The sequence below is a fragment of the Rhizobium sp. 10N414 genome (assembly GCF_056394785.1).
In genome coordinates this window covers 156,220-173,826 of the sequence record NZ_JBFTIN010000007.1, presented here as the reverse complement: position 1 = coordinate 173,826, position 17,607 = coordinate 156,220, and the positions used below count along the sequence as shown (strand labels likewise).

The window sequence follows — 17,607 nt, the reverse complement described above, 5'->3', positions numbered from 1 at the left end:
AGTTCTACTTCAAGACGACCGGTTAGAAGTTCTGGAAGAGTTGGCGAACCGTGTCGTAGCTGGCGTTGGCGATGTTCAGCGACTGCAAGCCAAGCTGCTCTTGGGTTTGTAAGGCACGCAGCAGGCTCGACTGCTCTTCCATATCGGCGTCGATCAGACGGCTGATGCCGCGGGAATAGGAGTCGTCCAGCGACTGCGCGAAGTCGCTCTGGATGCTGATGCGCTTTTCAAGCGCACCGAAGGCCGAGCCAACCGTCGTCATCTGGTTCAGCATCATATCGACGACGGTGATCATCTCCTTCACCTGCGCCTGCGTCGTGCTGCTCGAAACACCGATTTCAACCTGCCCAGCCGTGTTACCAGCGCCTTTGAGCATCACATAGTTCTGCGAGGCACCGGCCTCGGTCGCGAAATACTGGGATGTAAGAGCGCCATATTCACCGGAACCGGTGGTACGGTCGTCAATCAGGTAGCGAGCATCCTTCGAGGTGGTTGCCCCAACGGGCGCGAGATCGACCTCATAGCTCAGCATATCGACCTTCACCGTTCCGTCGGAATAGCGGACGAACGACGACGGGATCTCCCTCGGCTTGGAGGGATCGGCCGAATCGTCGATCGTAACCCAGTTGTCGCCGTTGAACTCCGCCGACTGCGCGACCGACCGGAGCTGATCTTTCAGGTGGGCGATATCGGTGTTGATCTTGTCCTTGTCGACACCAGACTCGGTCGCTGCGACCAGCTTTGCCTTGATCTCGCTGACGAGATCAATTGCGCTGTCGACGGCGTTATAGGCCGTGCCCATCGTCGCAGCCGCCAGGCCGAGAGCGTCGCGAATGGCCGATTGAGCTTTCTGATCAGTTTTCAGGGTCGAACTAATCGCCCAATAGGCGCCGTTGTCGGACGCTCTTTCGACTCTGAGGCCGGTAGACACCTGCCTCTGGGTTTTGGTCATGTCGCGACCGATGTCGCGCAATACATACAGCGCGGCATCCACCGAGGTGCGCCGATAAATGCTCAAGGTACTGTACTCCGAACACAACAATACACTGATACAAACAAACCGTACCGCGAACGATCATTGTCCGGGAGCGCCTGAACGAGGCACCAGGGCGGCCCTCAGAAAACGCTGGAGGACCTTTCGGCTTCTGTCGGAATGATTACCGCTCACACTTAAAAAACGTCTAAAATTTAGAAGAAATTCATCCAATCCTACAACTTTTTATAAGCCATAACTCGCAGGACCTTACCCGCTGAAGGCGCGGTTCATTCTGCCGCCTCCAGCCGGCCTGCCTTGGCGGCAGGGCGCGGACGCGATGCGTGCGCCATTTCTTCGTGGAGCCGCTCCTCTTCGTGAGCATGCGGCTTCGCGAAGCGGGCAATCAGCAGGTAAGCGACCGGCGTAATATAGAGCGTCACCAGTGTCGCAAAGCCAAGCCCTCCAACGATAACCCAGCCAAGCGCAATGCGCGCTTCCGCGCCAGCGCCATGGGCGAAGACCAGCGGAACGCCGCCGAGGATCGTCGCTATCATGGTCATCATCACGGGGCGCAGGCGTAGCGCGCACGCCTTCTCAATCGCCGTGCGCACCTCCTCGCCGCGATCGCGGAGTTGGTTGGCAAATTCAACGATCAGAATACCGTTCTTCGCCATCACGCCCACAAGCAGAACAAGGCCGATCTGGCTGTAGATATTGAGGCTCGACCCGGTAATGATCAGCGCGAAGACGGCGCATGCCAGCCCGAGCGGAACCGTCGACATGATGATAACCGACGACAGCACACTCTCGAACTGCGCGGCCAGAACCAGGAAGATGATGACGATTGCAAAGCCAAAGGTCAGTGCCATGCCGCTTGAGTTCTCCTCCAGCGTCGCCGCCTCGGCAAGTGGCACGAGACGCGCACCGGCAGGCAGGATCGATTTGGAGATCTCGGTTACTTCCTTGACGGCATCTCCGAGCGAAAGACCATTCTTCAGGCCGGCCGTGATCGCTACCGACGCAAGCTGCTGTTCGCGGTTCAATTGCGGCGCGACCGAGCTCTCCGTCAGTGACGCGATTACAGACATCGGCACGATTTTGCCATCGCCCGTCTTCAGGAAGACGTTCTCTAGATCCGTCGGATCGTCGAGTGGTCGGGTGTTCGACGTGAGCAGCACCGGATAGGCTTCGCCCTTGACGAAAACGTCAACGACCGATCGCCCTTCCAGGAGCGACTGCATAGCCGTTGAAAGGCCGGTGATGTCGATCCCGAGATCGGAGGCACGCTCGCGGTCGATCGTCACCGACACCTGGGCCTGGGTCGGTTCGTTGGTCAGTCTCGGCGTATCGTAATGGCCCGTGGCGTCGAGGGCCTGCACCAGTTGAGCAGCCGCAGTCGTCAGAGCCTCGTGATCGTTGCCGACCAAGGCCATCTGCAGTCCGTTGCCGGCGCCGCGGATGCGCAGGCTGTTCGATTGGATCGCATTGCCGCGCAGCGCCGGAACCCTTGCTGCGGCCCGGTTGATATCGGCCACGATCTCCGCCTGTGTGCGATGGCGTTCACCCCACGGCGCCAGCGTCAGCACCATGAAGCCGCTGTTGACCTGTCCGCCCTGTCCCGAGATCGAAAAGACATTGCTGATATCGCCGCTATTGACAAGCGGCTGGAGATATTCCTCCACCCGTTGCATCTTGTCGCGCGTGTATTCGAGACTTGACCCCTGCGGCGTGGTCAGGCGCATCATCACCATCGCGCGGTCTTCGTTCGGCGTCAGCTCGCTTCGAACCGTCTGGAAAGCAAGAACAGCGGCACCGGCAAAAAGCAACGAAGCGACGACGACCACAAGCGGTGCATTCAGGCAGGCGTGCAGCGACCATCGGTAGGCGTCGGCGAACCACCTTCCGAAACGGCCAAGAAGGCCATGGTCCTCAAGCATCTCCTTCGTCAGTATCCGTGAAGCCAACATCGGACATAGCGTCAGGGCAACGATGGATGAGAGGCCAACCGAGAAAGCCAGCACGAAGCCGAATTCGCGGAACAGACCACCCACCTGCCCCGGCAGGAAGGAAAGCGGAATAAAGACCGCTGCAAGCGTCGCGGTCGTGGCGATGACAGCAAAGAACACTTCGCGCGTGCCGAGCACGGCAGCCGCTCGAGGTCCCATGCCTTCCGAACGGCGGCGAACGATGTTTTCGAGAACGACGATCGCGTCGTCAACGACAAGGCCGGTCGCCAACACGATCGCTAGCAGCGTCAGGATGTTGATCGAGAAGCCGACGAGATAGACCGCTGCCAGGGTTCCGATCAGCGCAACCGGCATGCTGACGGCAGGGATAATCGTCGCACGCCAGTCCCGCAGAAAGAGATAGATGACGCCGGTGACGATGACCGCGGCCAGGATGAGCGCCAGTACCACTTCATGGATCGCGCCCTGGATGAAGACGGCGTCATCGCTGGTGATGGCGATCCGCGTGCCTTCGGGAAGCGTTCTTGAAAGCTCGGCGACGGCGTCCTTGATGCCGTTGGAGATGTTCAGCGTATTCGATTGTGCCTGGCGGATGACGCCGAGGCCGATGCCGGGAACGCCGTTCGAGCGCAGCGCCGTCTGCCCGTCGCGCGGTCCGAGGGTAACATTTGCCACATCGCCGAGACGCACGTGGTTCTGCAGGATGACGTTGGAGAAATCCTCCGGCGTCTGCAAACTTGCCATCGCGCGGACAACGATCGTCTGCGTCGGGCTCTTTAGCGATCCGGCCGGCACGTCGAGAGCAGCGCTTGAAAGCGCCTTCGTCAGATCGCCAACGGTCAGCCCGCGACTGGCCAGTTCGCTCTGGTTCACGTCGACGCGGAAGACCTTCTCCTGGTCGCCGTAGGTTTCGACATCGGCAACGCCATCTACCGAGGCAAGCCGGTCGATGACCTGGTTCTCGACGAGAAGCGTCAGATCGTCCATGTTCAGTTTCGACGACGTAACGGCAAGACGCATGATCGGCTGAGAGTCGGAATCCGCCTTGACGATCTGCGGCGCATCCGCCTCTTCGGGAAGACGGTCGGCGATACGGCCGATGGCATCTCGCACGTCGTTTGCCGCTACCGCGAGATCGACGGAGTCAGAGAATTCGAGCGTCACCCGGCTCTGGCCGAACTGAGAACTGGAGGAAATGGATTTGAGGCCGCTGACGCGTGCGGCAGCGCCCTCGATCACCTTCGTCAGTTCCTGGTCGATAGTCTGTGGCGAGGCACCGTCGAAAGTCGTGCGCACCGTCACCACGGGTCGGTCAACATCGGGCAGTTCGCGCACTTCGATCCCGGCATAGGCTGCAAGGCCGGCAACGATCATCAGGGCGTTGAAGACAAGCGCAAGGATCGGGCGCCTGACAAACAGCGCGGTGAAGGTCTGTTTGCCGGAAGCCGGCTTCTCCTGCATCTCGGTCACGGTCATTGCGTGACTGGCTCCGAATTCGACGCCACTTCGCCGGCCACCCGTACCGCGCCGCCTTCACGGACACGCTGCAGCCCTTCGGTAACGATTGCATCGCCATCGTCCAGATCGGCCTTGACGAGAATATAGTCGGGATTGCGCTGCACGATGCTGACACGCACCTTGCCGGACTTGCGGTCGACGACCTGCCAGACGAACGCGCCTTGCGAATCCCACTGGATTGAGAGCGGATCGACCGCGGGATACTGGTCGCCGCCAAACCTCATCCCGACATTGAACGACATGCCGGCGCGCAGTTCGTCCGATGCGTTGTCGATTCGGGCCCGCACGCGCATTGTCCGGCTGGCGGCGTCAATGCGGTTGTCGATTGCCTCGACCGCGCCCGAGAATACCCGACCTGGCCGTGCCACCGACGTTGCCTCCACGGGCTGGCCGACCGTGATCGTGTTGGCGAAGCGTTCCGGCACCCAGTAGTCGACCAGGATTTCGGTCCGGTCGTCGAGGGTCGCGATCGGCGTCGTCGTCGAAACGTTGTCGCCGACGTTGACCGGGATGATGCCGACAATGCCATCGATCGGCGCGACAATGCTGCGACGCTCGAGATTGAGTTCGGCGGCCTGCAGTTGAAGGCGTGCGCCTTGCTCGGCGATTTCTGCATCGAAGACATCCATGCGCGACACGCTGGATTTGATGTTGTGGTAGAGGCTGGATTTCTCGACGGCGCTTTTCAGCGCCACATCGGCCTGACCGCGAGCGATGACCTGCTCTTCGCTGTCTAGCTTTGCAAGCACCTGCCCCTTGGTGATCCTGTCGCCCGACTTGATCAGGATCTCGCGAATTGTCCCGCTTGCCTGCGGCATCACCACCACGGAGCGGATGGCGTCGCCCGTGCCGATGGCACTCAGCCGATCATTGACGACACCACGAACGACGGCCTGCGTGGCGACCAGAACGGGCGCGTTTGCTCCGCCGCTGCGACGTCTCGATTGCCCTTCCTCGCTCCCCACCGGCTTCGGTGCAGCCTCACCGGGCGCCAGCTTTGAAACCTCTGAAAAGCCGGCCTTCCGTAGCGTCTCGCCAGCCCCTGGCACGAAGAAAACCCATCCAGCAAAGCCGGCCGCAATCACGACAAGGCAAACTATAAACTGCTTCCAAAATGGCATTCACGTCTCCAGAGGGACTCGAGGCTGGTCCAGGGTCTATCGAAAGAGGCGTTCGCAGGACAAATTGCCGCGCGTCTGCGACAATATTGTCTCTTTGCCGATCACCAGCAAGCGAATTGCTCCAGCATTACTGAATTGTAATTCAAGACTGAGTTACTGTCAGGCAACTCTCGACCGCCGCCTGCCGTGTTGTAGAATTTCATCGCCAACGTCAAATGACGGTTTTGTTTTCTGAGTTTTATTGACGATGTTTGCGCGCGACCGAGCCCGCCCTTACAGCGCACATGGGCAATTCCCGGGCAGGACTGCTCGAATGCACTGCATAAGCTGAGGACAGCGGGTGCGGGGCGGAATGAAAGCAGAACATCTTTTCTGGTCTTTCGATCCCGAATCACTACATTACGCGCCATGAGCAATAGTTTCGACGATATCCCCTTCTTCGATGAAGAGCCGGGCGAGCCGCCGCGCAAGCAACCGGCCCCTGCCGCTCCCGCCGCCGGAAGGCTCGCCGCCCGTGCCATGGCAGCTCGCGATGGCGGCGGGCGCCCCGATTACCTTTCCGGCCTGAACCCTGAACAGACCGAAGCCGTCGAGACACTGGAAGGCCCCGTACTCGTGCTCGCCGGTGCGGGCACCGGCAAGACGCGCGTGTTGACGACGCGCATCGCCCATATCCTGAACACTGGACGCGCTTTCCCCTCGCAGATCCTTGCCGTGACCTTCACCAACAAGGCCGCCCGCGAGATGAAGGAACGTATTGCCGTGCTCGTCGGCGGCGCCGTCGAGGGCATGCCCTGGCTCGGCACTTTTCACTCGATCGGCGTCAAGCTTCTGCGCCGCCATGCCGAACTCGTAAACCTGCGCTCCGACTTCACGATCCTCGACACCGATGATGTCGTCCGGCTGATCAAGCAGCTGATCCAGGCGGAAGGCCTCGATGACAAGCGCTGGCCTGCCAAGCAGTTCGCCGGAATGATCGATGGCTGGAAGAACAAGGGCCTCGGCCCTGGCGACATTCCCGAGGGCGACGCCCGCGCCTTTGCCAACGGCAAGGGCCGCGAACTCTACTTTGCCTATCAGCAACGGCTCTCGACGCTGAACGCCTGCGATTTCGGCGATCTCCTGATGCACCCGATCGCGATCTTCCGGAAAAACCCGGATCTTCTCAAGGAGTATCACGGCCGCTTCCACTACATCCTTGTCGACGAGTATCAGGACACCAACACAGCCCAGTACATGTGGTTGCGGCTGCTTGCCCAGCGCCCAAAGGGCGAGCCGCAGAACGTCTGCTGCGTCGGCGACGACGACCAGTCGATCTATGGCTGGCGCGGTGCCGAGGTGGACAACATCCTCCGCTTCGAGAAGGACTTCCCGGGCGCCAAGGTCATCAAGCTGGAGCGCAACTATCGTTCGACGGCGCATATCCTTGGCGCCGCCGGCCACCTGATCGCTCACAATGAAGGCCGCCTCGGCAAGACGCTTTTCACCGACCGCAGCGACCCCGATGACATCAAGGTCCAGGTGCACGCATCCTGGGATTCAGAGGTGGAAGCCAGGGAAATCGGCGAGGAGATCGAGCAACTTCAACGCGGCGACGCCAAAGGAAAGCGGCATTTGCTCAACGACATGGCGATCCTCGTGCGCGCCTCATTCCAGATGCGCGAGTTCGAAGACCGCTTCGTGACGCTCGGCCTCAACTACCGAGTCATCGGCGGCCCGCGCTTCTACGAGCGCCTCGAAATCCGCGATGCCATGGCCTACTTCCGCCTCGTCGCCCAGCCTGCCGACGACCTCGCCTTCGAGCGCATCATCAACACCCCGAAGCGCGGTCTTGGCGATACGACGGTGCGCGCCCTCCACGATTATGCCCGCGCCCGCGACATTCCGATGCTGGCCGCAGCCGCCGACATGATCGAAACCGACGAGCTGAAGCCGAAGGCGCGCAAAGCTCTCTTCGACGTCGTCCAATCATTCCGCCGCTGGCAGGAAATGCTGGAAAACACCCAGCACACTGAGCTTGCCGAGCAGATCCTTGAAGAGTCGGGTTACACCGACATGTGGAAGAACGATAAGTCGGCGGACGCGCCGACCCGTCTCGAAAACCTGAAGGAACTCATTCGCTCGATGGAGAGCTTCGAGTCGATGCGTGGTTTCCTCGAGCACGTCGCGCTTGTCATGGACGCCGAGCAGAACGAAAACCTCGACGCCGTCTCGATCATGACGTTGCATTCCGCCAAGGGCCTGGAGTTCGATACCGTCTTCCTGCCGGGCTGGGAGGAAGGCCTGTTCCCGCACCAACGTTCACTGGACGAAAGCGGCCGCGCCGGCCTCGAGGAAGAACGCCGCCTTGCCTATGTCGGCATCACCCGCGCCAAGCGCCGCTGCCACATCTGGTTCGTCTCCAACCGGCGCATCCACGGTCTCTGGCAGTCGACCATCCCTTCGCGGTTCCTCGACGAACTGCCGGAAATGCATGTCGAGGTGGCGGAAGCCGAGCAGAGCTACGGCGGCTATGGTCGCGGTGGCTACGGCCAGTCCCGTTTCGACAAGGCTGACCCCTTCGCCAACTCCTATTCGACGCCCGGCTGGAAGCGTGCCCAGCAGAACAAGACGGACGCCACCCGCGACAACTGGGGCACACGTTCTGGCCACGCCGTCGAACGCATCGGCTACGGCGAAAGCGGCCCGCGCAGCCGCACCATCGATGGCGAACTCGTGGCGAAATCAACCGCCGCCGAGCCCTCGAAATTCAAGACCGGCGATCGCGTCTTCCACCTCAAATTCGGCAACGGCAACATCGTGGAGATCGAGGGCAACAAGCTGACGATCGAGTTCGACCGGGCAGGCCAGAAGCGCGTCTTGGATGGGTTTGTGGAGAGGGTTTCCTAAAGCGGAACCGCCAACTCACTGACCTCAGATAATGTACCAACAACTGCAGCAAACGACAGCGCGGCTTGCCTCACCCTTTCGTGACTTCGTTTACTGCCCCGCGTCCCGCATACTGAACTCCCGCGCGCATCGATCGCGGGAGAGAAGGAGGACGCAGATGAAACGTTATTCGCTGCCTCTGATCGTAGCCTCGCTCATGATTGCCGTGTTGAGCAGTCCGACCGTCGCATTTGCCTGCAGCAAGATCATCCTAGGGACCTGATCCCGCAGGTACACGAACGACTACCGACAAGCGAGGAAGTCCGAATTCATGGAGCGGGCGTGGCGCCCGCTCACCCCAGGATCGGCATCGATCCCAACCCCAGTATGTCGTTGAGCAATGCGAGCCCGATCCCGGCGGCGACGACCGCGATTCCGATCAGGAACAGGCGCCTCGCCCGATCGTACTTGGCCGCAATCAGCGAGTCCCTGGCCAGCAGATCGGCAAAGACCTTGACCTGCAAGGCAATCCCTACCGTCAGCAGCAACATCGGCAGGATATCGATCCGGCTCCAGTCGTTCGGATTCGAAGCCCAACGGCTCATGAAACTCAGGGAAAAACCGAGAATGATGCCGGCTGCTGTCAGTGACCCGTTGCGAAAGGTCGCATCGATCTTCTCATCAGGACCGGGCTCGGTCGTTGGCTTTCGCTTCAGGTCATCCTCTGCAGCCATCAGGCACAGCCTTCCGCGGCAAATGTCGCACCGCGCTCTTCAAGGAGGCGCCGCAACACGCTTCGATGGCAGCGGCTCTCGGTCTCGCAGTAGCATCCGATTGAAAAATGACTGGCATGCGAAAGCGTGGCGAGCAGGTCTAGCACATGGCTCGCCTCCGGCACTTTCATTTCCTTCGTGAAGCTGCGGACGAAGGCCGCCCACTCGGCGTCAGTCGTCGCGGCCTTCGCTTCCGTCACAAGGGGCTGGCTCGGCGAAAGCACCGGCAGCCAGACGTCATAGTAGTTGCGGCTGGAAAATTCTTCCTTCGGCACGCCCCGTGGCGGTCGGCGGACGGTACCGATCCGCACCCCCTCGCCTTCTGCCCGCGGCGAACCCAATTGCACGACCCTGATTGCCACGACGCCCTCCATCGACCTGCCGCGATATTTACCGCAAGGGCCGCCGCCTCACCAGCCTCCAGAGGAATGATCCGTCACCAGATCCCAGGCACTAGGCGCCATTGGACCTGGCTGCGGTACTCGGCATAGCCGACCAGATTGCCCACCAAATACCTCTCCTCATCTAGGAGGCGGGCGACCAGACCACCAATGACGGGAGCCAACACAAGCAGACCCCAATAGGAAGCCAGCGCCAAGGGCACGCCAAAAAACATCGCCAGCGCCGCGGCATACATCGGATGGCGCACCACGCCGTAGAGGCCGGTCGAAATCACCCGCTGCCCCGCCGTCACGCCGACTGTCGCCGCGGCAAACGAATTCTGCCGGAGCACGAAGAAGCAGCCGATAAAGCCGACCGCGATCAATGCATTGCCGAGAAGCACGATCGAGGCCGGAACGACCGACCAGCCGAACCTGTGGTCGAGCGCCGAAACGACGAAAAGCGCAAGGATCGCGATGCTGTTAAAGGACTGTATGCGCTTCTGCGATGGCTCGCGTTCCGCCGCCGGTCCGACACTCATGCGTTTCCGGACCAGTTCCGGGTCGCGCTTGACGAAATAGGCCGTGAGGACTGCGCACCACCCGCAGAAATGCACGAGAAACACCCAGCCTTGCCAGTAAGACAGGGATCCCGCCGCTAGGAAAATCATGACCAGCATGACGAGACAGAATTTGGCCGTCGCGACTGTCGCCTGTCGCCCGAGACTCTGAACGCTACTCACCATCATCACTCACTCGCACTGTCGCGGGCACAAGGTCTCCTATCTCTAGATTGGCCTGACTGAGCGCGCGTCAATGGCATGAATCGCACGAGGATCGGGAAACCGATCTTCGCCGCATCAAGTGAAGGTTTACGAATCATGCTTAAAAGCCGACGAACAACGCTGCGCCTCCACACATGCGACAACAAACCGAAAGTCTCATCATGAGCGACTCCGATATCTTCGACCTGTCACCGATCGCGATGTGGATCGAGGATTTCAGCGGGGTCAAGGCGCAATTCGATCGCTGGCGCGCTGAGGGCGTCGAAGACATCCGAGCTTACCTTAGAGAAGACACAACGCGCATCGCCGCCTGCTCACAGCTTATCCGCGTGCTGCGCGTCAACCGAAAGACACTCGAACTCTTCGGGGCTAACGATCTCGACCACCTGGTCGCCAATCTCGGCCTGGTGTTTCGCGACGAGATGCTCGAAAGCCACGTCAACGAATTGGCAGAACTCTGGGATGGCAAGACCGAATTCACCAGCAGCGCGGTCAACTATACGCTGTCCGGCCGCAGGCTCGATATCCAGCTCCGTGGTTCGGTGCTGCCGGGCCATGAGCAGTCGCTTGCGCAGATAATGCTGACAACGGAAGATGTCACCGCACGTGAGGAAGCGCGCCGCAAGGAGCGCGAAAATCGCCGCTACGCCGAAGGCATCTTCGAGCATTCCCCGGTCTCGCTCTGGGTCGAGGATTTCAGCCAGATCAAACTGCTGCTTGAGAATGTCCGCGATCGCGGCATCGACGATTTCAGGGTTTTCACCGATGTCCATCCCGAGTTCGTGCGTCAGTGCATGAGCGAGATCCAGGTGATCGACGTCAACCAGGCAACCCTCGACCTGTTCTGCGCACCCGACCGGCATACGCTTCTGCAGCGCATTGGCGATGTCTTCCGCGACGACATGGAAAAACACTTCCGCGAACAGCTGATCGAGCTTTGGAACGGCCGGCTCTTTCATCAGCGCGAAGTGATCAACTACGCCCTCGACGGCTCCGAGCGCTACGTCCTTCTGCAATTCTCCGTCCTTCCCGGCCACGAAGGCGACTGGGCACTTGTGCAGGTAGCCCTCACCGACATCACAGCGCGCAAGAAGGCCGAAGCTTACCTCGAATATCTCGGCAAGCACGACGTCCTGACCAAGCTTCACAATCGCGCCTTCTACGTGGACGAGTTGAACAGGCTCGAACGCAAGTCGCTGCGGCCGGTCTCGGCTGTCGTCATCGATCTCAACGGCCTGAAGGAGGCCAATGACCAGCTGGGACACGATGCCGGCGATGCGCTGCTGCGCCGTCTCGGCGAAGTTCTGAATGGCGCCGCCACACAGCCAAACCATGCTGCCCGCATCGGCGGCGACGAGTTTGCGGTGCTGATGCCCGGCGCCGACAAGCAGGCTGTCGCCGCAATGGTCGAGACCATCGGCGAGCTGCTGAAGATCAACAATCAGTTCTACTCCAATGCTCCGCTCAGCATATCGCTCGGTGTCGCGACAAGCGAGCCGGGGGAAACGATGGAAGCCATGGTGCGGCGTGCCGACATTGCGATGTACGCGCAGAAACGCGCCTATCACGCCAGCCGCAAGACAGAAGGACAAGGCAGCGTCGCGGCGAATGAAAAGTCCGCTTCGGCGGCCTGACCATTTCCCCGGCGCAGGAAATCTCTCCACGGTCTTGGAACGCCGGCGCAAGAACCGGCCGCGTCAGCACATGTTCGCAGGGGCGAACCACCCGCCGCAACGCACAATAAAAATCGTTTGAATACTACCAATTTGGTTTCAAATGGATATATGAGCCTTGTGGCTTGCTGCATGCCTCCTCCCAAGTGCCTTGCCGAGCCACCGCCGGCCCGCCGTTTCGACGGCTTCAAGAGAAAATTTCCGGCGCAACAAGAACAAGAGGTACAAGACTGTGGCTGGTATCATCACCAACAGTGCCGCGACGACGCGCCCGGCATCGGCTTCCCCGGCAGCGAGCTATCAATTTGCCCTCGTGGCCCTGACATCGTTGTTTTTCATGTGGGGTTTCATCACCTGCCTGAACGACATTCTCATTCCGCACCTGAAGAACGTCTTCCAGCTGAATTACACGCAATCGATGCTGATCCAGCTCTGCTTCTTCGGCGCATACTTCATCGTCTCCCTGCCCGCCGGCGCGCTCGTCAAGCGCATCACCTACAAGTGGGGGATCGTGACGGGCCTGATCATTTCCGCCATCGGTTGCGCGCTCTTCATTCCGGCCGCAAGCTACCGTATCTATGCACTCTTCCTCGGCGCCCTCTTCGTGCTGGCAACTGGGATCACCGTGCTACAGGTCGCGGCAAACCCGTATGTCACGGTCCTCGGTCCACCCGACACCGCCGCAAGCCGCCTGACCTTGACACAGGCCTTCAACTCCCTCGGCACGACACTTGCCCCGATGTTCGGCGCAGTCCTGATCCTGTCGGCGACAGCGGCCGCCGTTGCGGGCACCACTCCGGAACAACTCGACGCCGTCAGGCTTGCCGAAGCGAGCGCTGTGAAGTTCCCCTATATGCTGCTGGCTGTCGCCTTCCTGTTACTCGCCGCGCTCTTTGCAGCCCTCAAGCTCCCCCAGGTTGAAGGTGCGGAAGATATTGAGCCGATCACCGGCGGCGGCTCGGCCTGGCAGTATCGCCATCTCGTGCTCGGCGCAATCGGCATCTTCCTCTATGTCGGCGCGGAGGTCAGCATCGGCAGCTTCCTGGTCAACTTCATGAGCCAGCCGGATATAGCAGGCTTTTCGGAAGCCGAGGCCGCCCATCATGTATCCTACTTCTGGGGCGGCGCGATGATCGGCCGGTTCATTGGTGCTGTCGTGATGCGCTACGTCGATGACGGCAAGGCCTTGGCCTTCAATGCAGCCGCGGTCATCCTGTTGCTGTTACTCACCGTCTTCTCGGGCGGTCACGTCGCCATGTGGTCGGTCCTCGCAATCGGCCTCTTCAACTCGATCATGTTCCCGACGATCTTCAGTCTCGCACTGTACGGCCTTGGAAAATACACGAGCCAAGGCTCTGGAATCCTTTGCCTGGCAATCGTCGGCGGCGCCTTGCTGCCGCTTTTGCAAGGCGCCCTTGCTGACACGATCGGCATACATCTCGCCTTCCTGATGCCGGTTCTGTGCTATGCTTACATTGCCTTTTATGGGCTGAAGGGGCACCGGCCGACCTGACCATTTCAAGGCCCGCTTCGCCGCCCATGCGGCGAAGCGTTTCGGCGCTTGCGCCGTCCCTCGGCCCTTGGCATGTTGCAGTGCAAATCGAGGGAGTCGCACCGATGAAAGCCTTGCTTCTAGTCGATATTCAGAATGGCTTTTGCCCGGGCGGCAACCTGCCGGTGCCGGATGGCGACCAAGTGGTTCCCATCGCAAACCGCCTGATCGAGAGCGGCAAGTATGACCTGATCGTCGCCTCCCAGGACTGGCATCCTGCCGGCCATGGAAGCTTTGCCTCATCTCATCCCGGCAAGCAGCCGTTCGAATTAGGGACGCTCTCCGGCAAGCCGCAGATGATGTGGCCGGACCATTGCGTTCAAGGAACGGTGGACGCTGAACTGCATCCCGATCTCAAGACGGGCGAGATCGATCTCATCCTCCAGAAAGGCGAGAATCGTGGTGTCGACAGCTACTCGGCATTCCGCGACAACGATCAGGACGCCCTCACCGGGCTCGCCGACTTTCTCGAGGGGCAGGATGTCACGGAACTCGACGTTTGCGGTCTCGCAACCGACTATTGTGTGAAGTTCTCCGTCCTCGATGCGACCGAAATGATGCCCGGAGTGCGGGTTCGCTTTGTCGAAGATGCCAGCCGTGGGATCACACCCGAAGGTGTTGCGATCGCGGTCAAGGAAATGCGCGAGCACGGCATCGACATCGTCACCAGCCGACAAATTTTGGAAGGCTGATCACTCCGTCGCAGTCCGCTGCAACTCATAGACGTCCTCGGAAAAGTCATCCATGCGTCTGGCAAGCGCGACTTGCGCATCCTCGAGCCCCTTCTTGTAGTAAGCGGCGCCAACTTCCTTCGCGAAAAACTCGAGAACAAACTCCGCTTTCAGGAGGCCGATCGGTTGGTCCAACTCACTATCGAAATAGTGCTGGATCCGCGCAATGAGTTCGGCCTTTTCCTCTTTCGATAGTTCGATCCGGGTCATCTTTGTTCCTCGAACGGCAATCAGTCGCGTGTGCATCGTTCAGCGAAATCGATCGGTCAATCAAGGAAATTTGCTTGCGGCGGATACCGCCCGTCCCTAGACGGGGGACAAAATTCCAGAAGGATTATCGCCGATGAGTCGCGCTGATTTTTTCGACGGCTTGCGCGGTGGCTCAGCCATTGCGATGGCCTCGGCCCCGTTTGGGGCATTGTTTGGAGCGCTCGCAGTCGATAACGGCATGTCGCTCGCGGAAGTGACCTTCATGAGCGCCACGGTCTATGCCGGCGCGAGCCAGATGGTCGGCCTCGAACTGTTCGGCCATAACGTCCAGGCGTGGCTGATCGTCGCCTCCATCCTGGCCGTCAACTTTCGCCATGTCCTCTATTCGGCGGCCATCGCCCCTTACATCAAGCATTTTTCGCCGCTCCAGAAATTCTTCACCTTTTTCCTGCTGGTCGATCCGCAGTTTGCCGAAACGCTGAAGCGCGGCGAAGCCGGCAAGCCGGTCACCTTTGTCTGGTACCTCGGCTTCGGCATCATCATCTACATCCCCTGGGTCCTGGTGAGCCTGCTCGGCGGGCTGCTCGGCAACTACATCGGCGACCCGAAGTTGATCGGTCTCGACATCCTGCTGCCGGCCTACTTCCTCGGCATCGTCCTGGATTTCCGCCATCGCGACAACTTTCTGCCGGTCGCCGCCGTCAGTGCGGTCGCCTCTGTTGTCGCCTATCACTATGTCGGCTCACCTTGGCACGTCAGCCTGGGTGCCGCAGCGGGAATCATCCTTGCCGCCCTGTTCCCACCGCCGCCCCACGAACAGGAACTCGAATCCGATCTGCACGAGGTATGACGATGGCCTTCGATCTTCATATGGCACTCGTGATCGTCGCTGCGGCGGTTGCAACCTACGCAACCCGCATCGGCGGCTATATCCTCATCACCACGATGAAGCGCATTCCGCCACGCATGGAGGCCGCACTTGCTGCGGTCCCAGCTGCAGTCTTGACGACGCTTGTCGCGCCGGCCTTCTTCATGGGGGGCTGGGATTCGAAGCTGGCCCTGCTCGTCGCACTCGTCGTTGGCCTGCGGGCCTCGCACACCTGGATGCTGATCGTCGCGTGGCTCTTCGTTCTGGGCTGGCGTCACACGATCGGCATGTGACGCCATCGGCGGCGAGCAAGGCCGCCTGGCTCAGTATTCCAGCGGCAAGGTCGAGTTCTCCAGCCACGCCTTGACGTCGTGGTCGTGGATCAGCGGCATCAGCGCCTCCCGCGTGCGCTCATGATAATTGTTCAGCCAATGCAACTCGTCATGGTTCAGAAGTTCTGGAATGACGAGGCTGCGATCGATCGGACAGAAGGTCAGCGTCTCGAACCCGAGCATTGGCGTGTCGCCGCCATCGATTGCCTCTGCCTCGCGGACGTAGATCAGGTTCTCGATGCGGATGCCGAAAGCGCCGGGACGGTAGTAGCCGGGCTCGTTCGAGAGGATCATCCCCGGCAGTAATTCCTGCGTTGATAACCTGGCGATGCGTTGCGGACCTTCATGCACCGAAAGGTAGGACCCGACACCGTGGCCGGTGCCATGGGCGAAATCGGCCCCCGCCCGCCAGAGCGCGATGCGGGCCAGCGGATCGAGATCGCAGCCGCGGGTGCCTTTCGGAAAACGCGCGGTGCTGATCTGGATCATGCCCTTCAGCACCAGCGTGAAGAAGCGCTTGTGCTCCTCGGTGACCGAACCGATCCCGACGGTGCGGGTAATGTCCGTCGTGCCGTTGATGTACTGGGCGCCGGAGTCGATCAGGAAAAGCTCCCCGGCTTCCAGCTTGCGGTTCGTTTCCGTCGTGACGCGATAGTGCATGATCGCCGCGTGCTCGCCGGCACCGGAAATCGTATCGAACGAAATGTCCTTCAGCGGGTTCTGCATGCTCTGCCCGACACGGGCGCGCGCTACTTCGAGCTTCTCCGCCACGTCGATTTCCGACACGGTCCCGGGCTTGACTTGCGACAGCCAGTAGAGAAACTCGACCATCGCTGCGCCATCCTGCAGATGCGCGGCCGCGGAACCGTTAATCTCAACGTTGTTCTTCACCGCTCGCGGAAGCTTTGCGGGATCATTCCCTTCCACGACTTCGCCACCTCCCTTGCGAATGATCTCCGCCAGGGCATACGAGGTGAGGTCAGGATCCACGAAGACGCGACCACCATCCTTTGCAACAGCTGACAGTTTCTTTTCGAGCTCCGACGGCGGAAGCTGCATGCACATCTGAGCGAGATAGGCTTCGGGTTCGATACCGGTCTTGCGCTTGTCGAGGAAGAGGTCCGCCTTGCCATCGGCATAGATGATCGCCCGCGCCAGCGGGTGCGGCGTGTGCGGCACATCGGCACCGCGGATATTGAAGATCCAGGCGACCGAAGACGGATCCGCGATCAGCGCCGCCTTGAGGTTCTTCTTTGCAAGATCGGCCGCGACCGTTGCGATCTTGTCGGTTGCGAGCACGCCCGCCTGGACGATGTTCTGGATTGTCACCTGCCCCAACGGCTCCTGCGGCCGGTCGCTCCAGAGTTTGTCCAGAGGATTGTGAGGCAGGACAACGAGCGAACCGCCAATTTCGGCAAGCGCCTTTTCAAGTCGCCGCACCTCCGCCCCGGAGTGCAGCCAGGGATCAATGCCAAGACGCAAGCCCTTGGAGCCATTCTTTGCAAGCCAGGCATGAGGCGGCTCGTTCACAAGGTCCCCACCGGTGAAGAGCGCGTTGTCGACTTGCTCGGCAAGTTGCGTCACGTAGCGCCCGTCCACGTAGACAATCGCCTCCGAACGCGTCACCAGCGCGACCCCCGCCGAGCCCGTGAAACCCGTCAGCCACGACAAGCGTTCCGAGCAAGCTGGCACGTATTCGCCGTTGAACTCGTCGGCGCGCGGCACCAGAAAGGCGTCGATGCCAAGCGCATCAAAGCTTGCGCGCAGGGCCGAAACGCGATCGCGGCCGAATTGTGGCGTCGAGGTGACTTCGAAAGACTGGAACATGCTCACTAACCCGTTTTTTTGGACAA

General features: G+C 60.5%; 14 protein-coding genes. 6 read left to right on the top strand and 8 right to left on the bottom strand.

The annotated features are described in order from the left end of the window. Positions 1-22: 22 nt before the first annotated feature. The 3 genes from AC1DE4_RS09845 to AC1DE4_RS09835 form a co-directional block, all read right to left on the bottom strand. Positions 23-1,018 (bottom strand): flagellin N-terminal helical domain-containing protein, encoded by a 996-nt coding sequence (locus AC1DE4_RS09845; RefSeq protein ID WP_169681426.1) that lies wholly within the window; start codon positions 1,016-1,018, stop codon positions 23-25. A 245-nt stretch (positions 1,019-1,263) separates the two neighbouring features. Then, on the bottom strand, positions 1,264-4,419 hold the full coding sequence (locus tag AC1DE4_RS09840; protein ID WP_169681428.1) for an efflux RND transporter permease subunit: 3,156 nt from the start codon (positions 4,417-4,419) through the stop codon (positions 1,264-1,266). Then, entirely contained in the window at positions 4,416-5,582 is a 1,167-nt protein-coding gene (locus AC1DE4_RS09835) for an efflux RND transporter periplasmic adaptor subunit (RefSeq protein ID WP_169681430.1), read from the bottom strand. Before AC1DE4_RS09835 ends, AC1DE4_RS09840 begins: the two co-directional genes overlap by 4 nt. Before the next feature lie 408 nt (positions 5,583-5,990). Between AC1DE4_RS09835 and AC1DE4_RS09830 the strand changes: the two genes are divergently transcribed. Continuing rightward, entirely contained in the window at positions 5,991-8,471 is a 2,481-nt protein-coding gene (locus tag AC1DE4_RS09830) for an ATP-dependent helicase (RefSeq protein ID WP_169681432.1), read from the top strand. 332 nt (positions 8,472-8,803) lie between these two features. Here the strand turns inward: AC1DE4_RS09830 and AC1DE4_RS09825 are convergent, their stop codons facing one another. The 3 genes from AC1DE4_RS09825 to AC1DE4_RS09815 form a co-directional block, all read right to left on the bottom strand. Continuing rightward, positions 8,804-9,184: a hypothetical protein gene (locus AC1DE4_RS09825; RefSeq protein WP_018858355.1), complete on the bottom strand. Its 381-nt coding sequence runs from the start codon at positions 9,182-9,184 to the stop codon at positions 8,804-8,806. Further along, complete coding sequence (locus tag AC1DE4_RS09820; protein WP_026371947.1) at positions 9,184-9,585, bottom strand: DUF488 domain-containing protein; 402 nt, start codon at positions 9,583-9,585, stop codon at positions 9,184-9,186. Before AC1DE4_RS09820 ends, AC1DE4_RS09825 begins: the two co-directional genes overlap by 1 nt. A 74-nt stretch (positions 9,586-9,659) precedes the next feature. After that, the gene (locus AC1DE4_RS09815) at positions 9,660-10,352 is read right to left on the bottom strand and encodes a methyltransferase family protein (protein WP_018858353.1); all 693 of its coding nucleotides are present in this window, start codon (positions 10,350-10,352) and stop codon (positions 9,660-9,662) included. 197 nt (positions 10,353-10,549) lie between these two features. On the opposite strand from AC1DE4_RS09815, the gene AC1DE4_RS09810 reads away from it, so the two are divergent. The 3 genes from AC1DE4_RS09810 to pncA all read left to right on the top strand — a co-directional run bounded on the left by AC1DE4_RS09810 (position 10,550) and on the right by pncA (position 14,305). Next, positions 10,550-12,022: a sensor domain-containing diguanylate cyclase gene (locus tag AC1DE4_RS09810; protein WP_169681435.1), complete on the top strand. Its 1,473-nt coding sequence runs from the start codon at positions 10,550-10,552 to the stop codon at positions 12,020-12,022. Between the two features lie 280 nt (positions 12,023-12,302). Then, positions 12,303-13,574: a sugar MFS transporter gene (locus AC1DE4_RS09805; RefSeq protein ID WP_348644129.1), complete on the top strand. Its 1,272-nt coding sequence runs from the start codon at positions 12,303-12,305 to the stop codon at positions 13,572-13,574. Positions 13,575-13,678: 104 nt separating this feature from the next. Beyond that, positions 13,679-14,305, top strand: coding sequence for a bifunctional nicotinamidase/pyrazinamidase (pncA, locus tag AC1DE4_RS09800; protein WP_169681439.1), 627 nt, complete (start codon positions 13,679-13,681; stop codon positions 14,303-14,305). On the opposite strand, the gene AC1DE4_RS09795 is transcribed toward pncA, so the two are convergent. Then, positions 14,306-14,554, bottom strand: a complete 249-nt coding sequence (locus tag AC1DE4_RS09795; RefSeq protein WP_113471819.1) for a DUF2164 domain-containing protein — start codon at positions 14,552-14,554, stop codon at positions 14,306-14,308. It abuts the gene before it with no gap. A gap of 133 nt (positions 14,555-14,687) precedes the next feature. On the opposite strand from AC1DE4_RS09795, the gene AC1DE4_RS09790 reads away from it, so the two are divergent. Together AC1DE4_RS09790 and AC1DE4_RS09785 are read left to right on the top strand one after the other, a co-directional pair. Then, the gene (locus AC1DE4_RS09790) at positions 14,688-15,404 is read left to right on the top strand and encodes an AzlC family ABC transporter permease (RefSeq protein ID WP_018858348.1); all 717 of its coding nucleotides are present in this window, start codon (positions 14,688-14,690) and stop codon (positions 15,402-15,404) included. 2 nt (positions 15,405-15,406) lie between these two features. Further along, positions 15,407-15,715: an AzlD domain-containing protein gene (locus AC1DE4_RS09785; protein WP_169681441.1), complete on the top strand. Its 309-nt coding sequence runs from the start codon at positions 15,407-15,409 to the stop codon at positions 15,713-15,715. 30 nt (positions 15,716-15,745) lie between these two features. Here the strand turns inward: AC1DE4_RS09785 and AC1DE4_RS09780 are convergent, their stop codons facing one another. Beyond that, positions 15,746-17,581 (bottom strand): aminopeptidase P family protein, encoded by a 1,836-nt coding sequence (locus AC1DE4_RS09780; protein ID WP_169681443.1) that lies wholly within the window; start codon positions 17,579-17,581, stop codon positions 15,746-15,748. Between the last annotated feature and the right edge of the window lie 26 nt (positions 17,582-17,607).

Coding starts and splice junctions, on each gene's coding strand:
- AC1DE4_RS09815 (WP_018858353.1), bottom strand. CDS start 10,352: ATGATGGTGAGTAGCGTTCAGAGTCTCGGGCGACAGGCGACAGTCGCG.
- AC1DE4_RS09835 (WP_169681430.1), bottom strand. CDS start 5,582: ATGCCATTTTGGAAGCAGTTTATAGTTTGCCTTGTCGTGATTGCGGCC.
- AC1DE4_RS09780 (WP_169681443.1), bottom strand. CDS start 17,581: ATGTTCCAGTCTTTCGAAGTCACCTCGACGCCACAATTCGGCCGCGAT.
- AC1DE4_RS09830 (WP_169681432.1), top strand. CDS start 5,991: ATGAGCAATAGTTTCGACGATATCCCCTTCTTCGATGAAGAGCCGGGC.
- pncA (WP_169681439.1), top strand. CDS start 13,679: ATGAAAGCCTTGCTTCTAGTCGATATTCAGAATGGCTTTTGCCCGGGC.
- AC1DE4_RS09785 (WP_169681441.1), top strand. CDS start 15,407: ATGGCCTTCGATCTTCATATGGCACTCGTGATCGTCGCTGCGGCGGTT.
- AC1DE4_RS09825 (WP_018858355.1), bottom strand. CDS start 9,184: ATGGCTGCAGAGGATGACCTGAAGCGAAAGCCAACGACCGAGCCCGGT.
- AC1DE4_RS09795 (WP_113471819.1), bottom strand. CDS start 14,554: ATGACCCGGATCGAACTATCGAAAGAGGAAAAGGCCGAACTCATTGCG.
- AC1DE4_RS09790 (WP_018858348.1), top strand. CDS start 14,688: ATGAGTCGCGCTGATTTTTTCGACGGCTTGCGCGGTGGCTCAGCCATT.
- AC1DE4_RS09810 (WP_169681435.1), top strand. CDS start 10,550: ATGAGCGACTCCGATATCTTCGACCTGTCACCGATCGCGATGTGGATC.
- AC1DE4_RS09840 (WP_169681428.1), bottom strand. CDS start 4,419: ATGACCGTGACCGAGATGCAGGAGAAGCCGGCTTCCGGCAAACAGACC.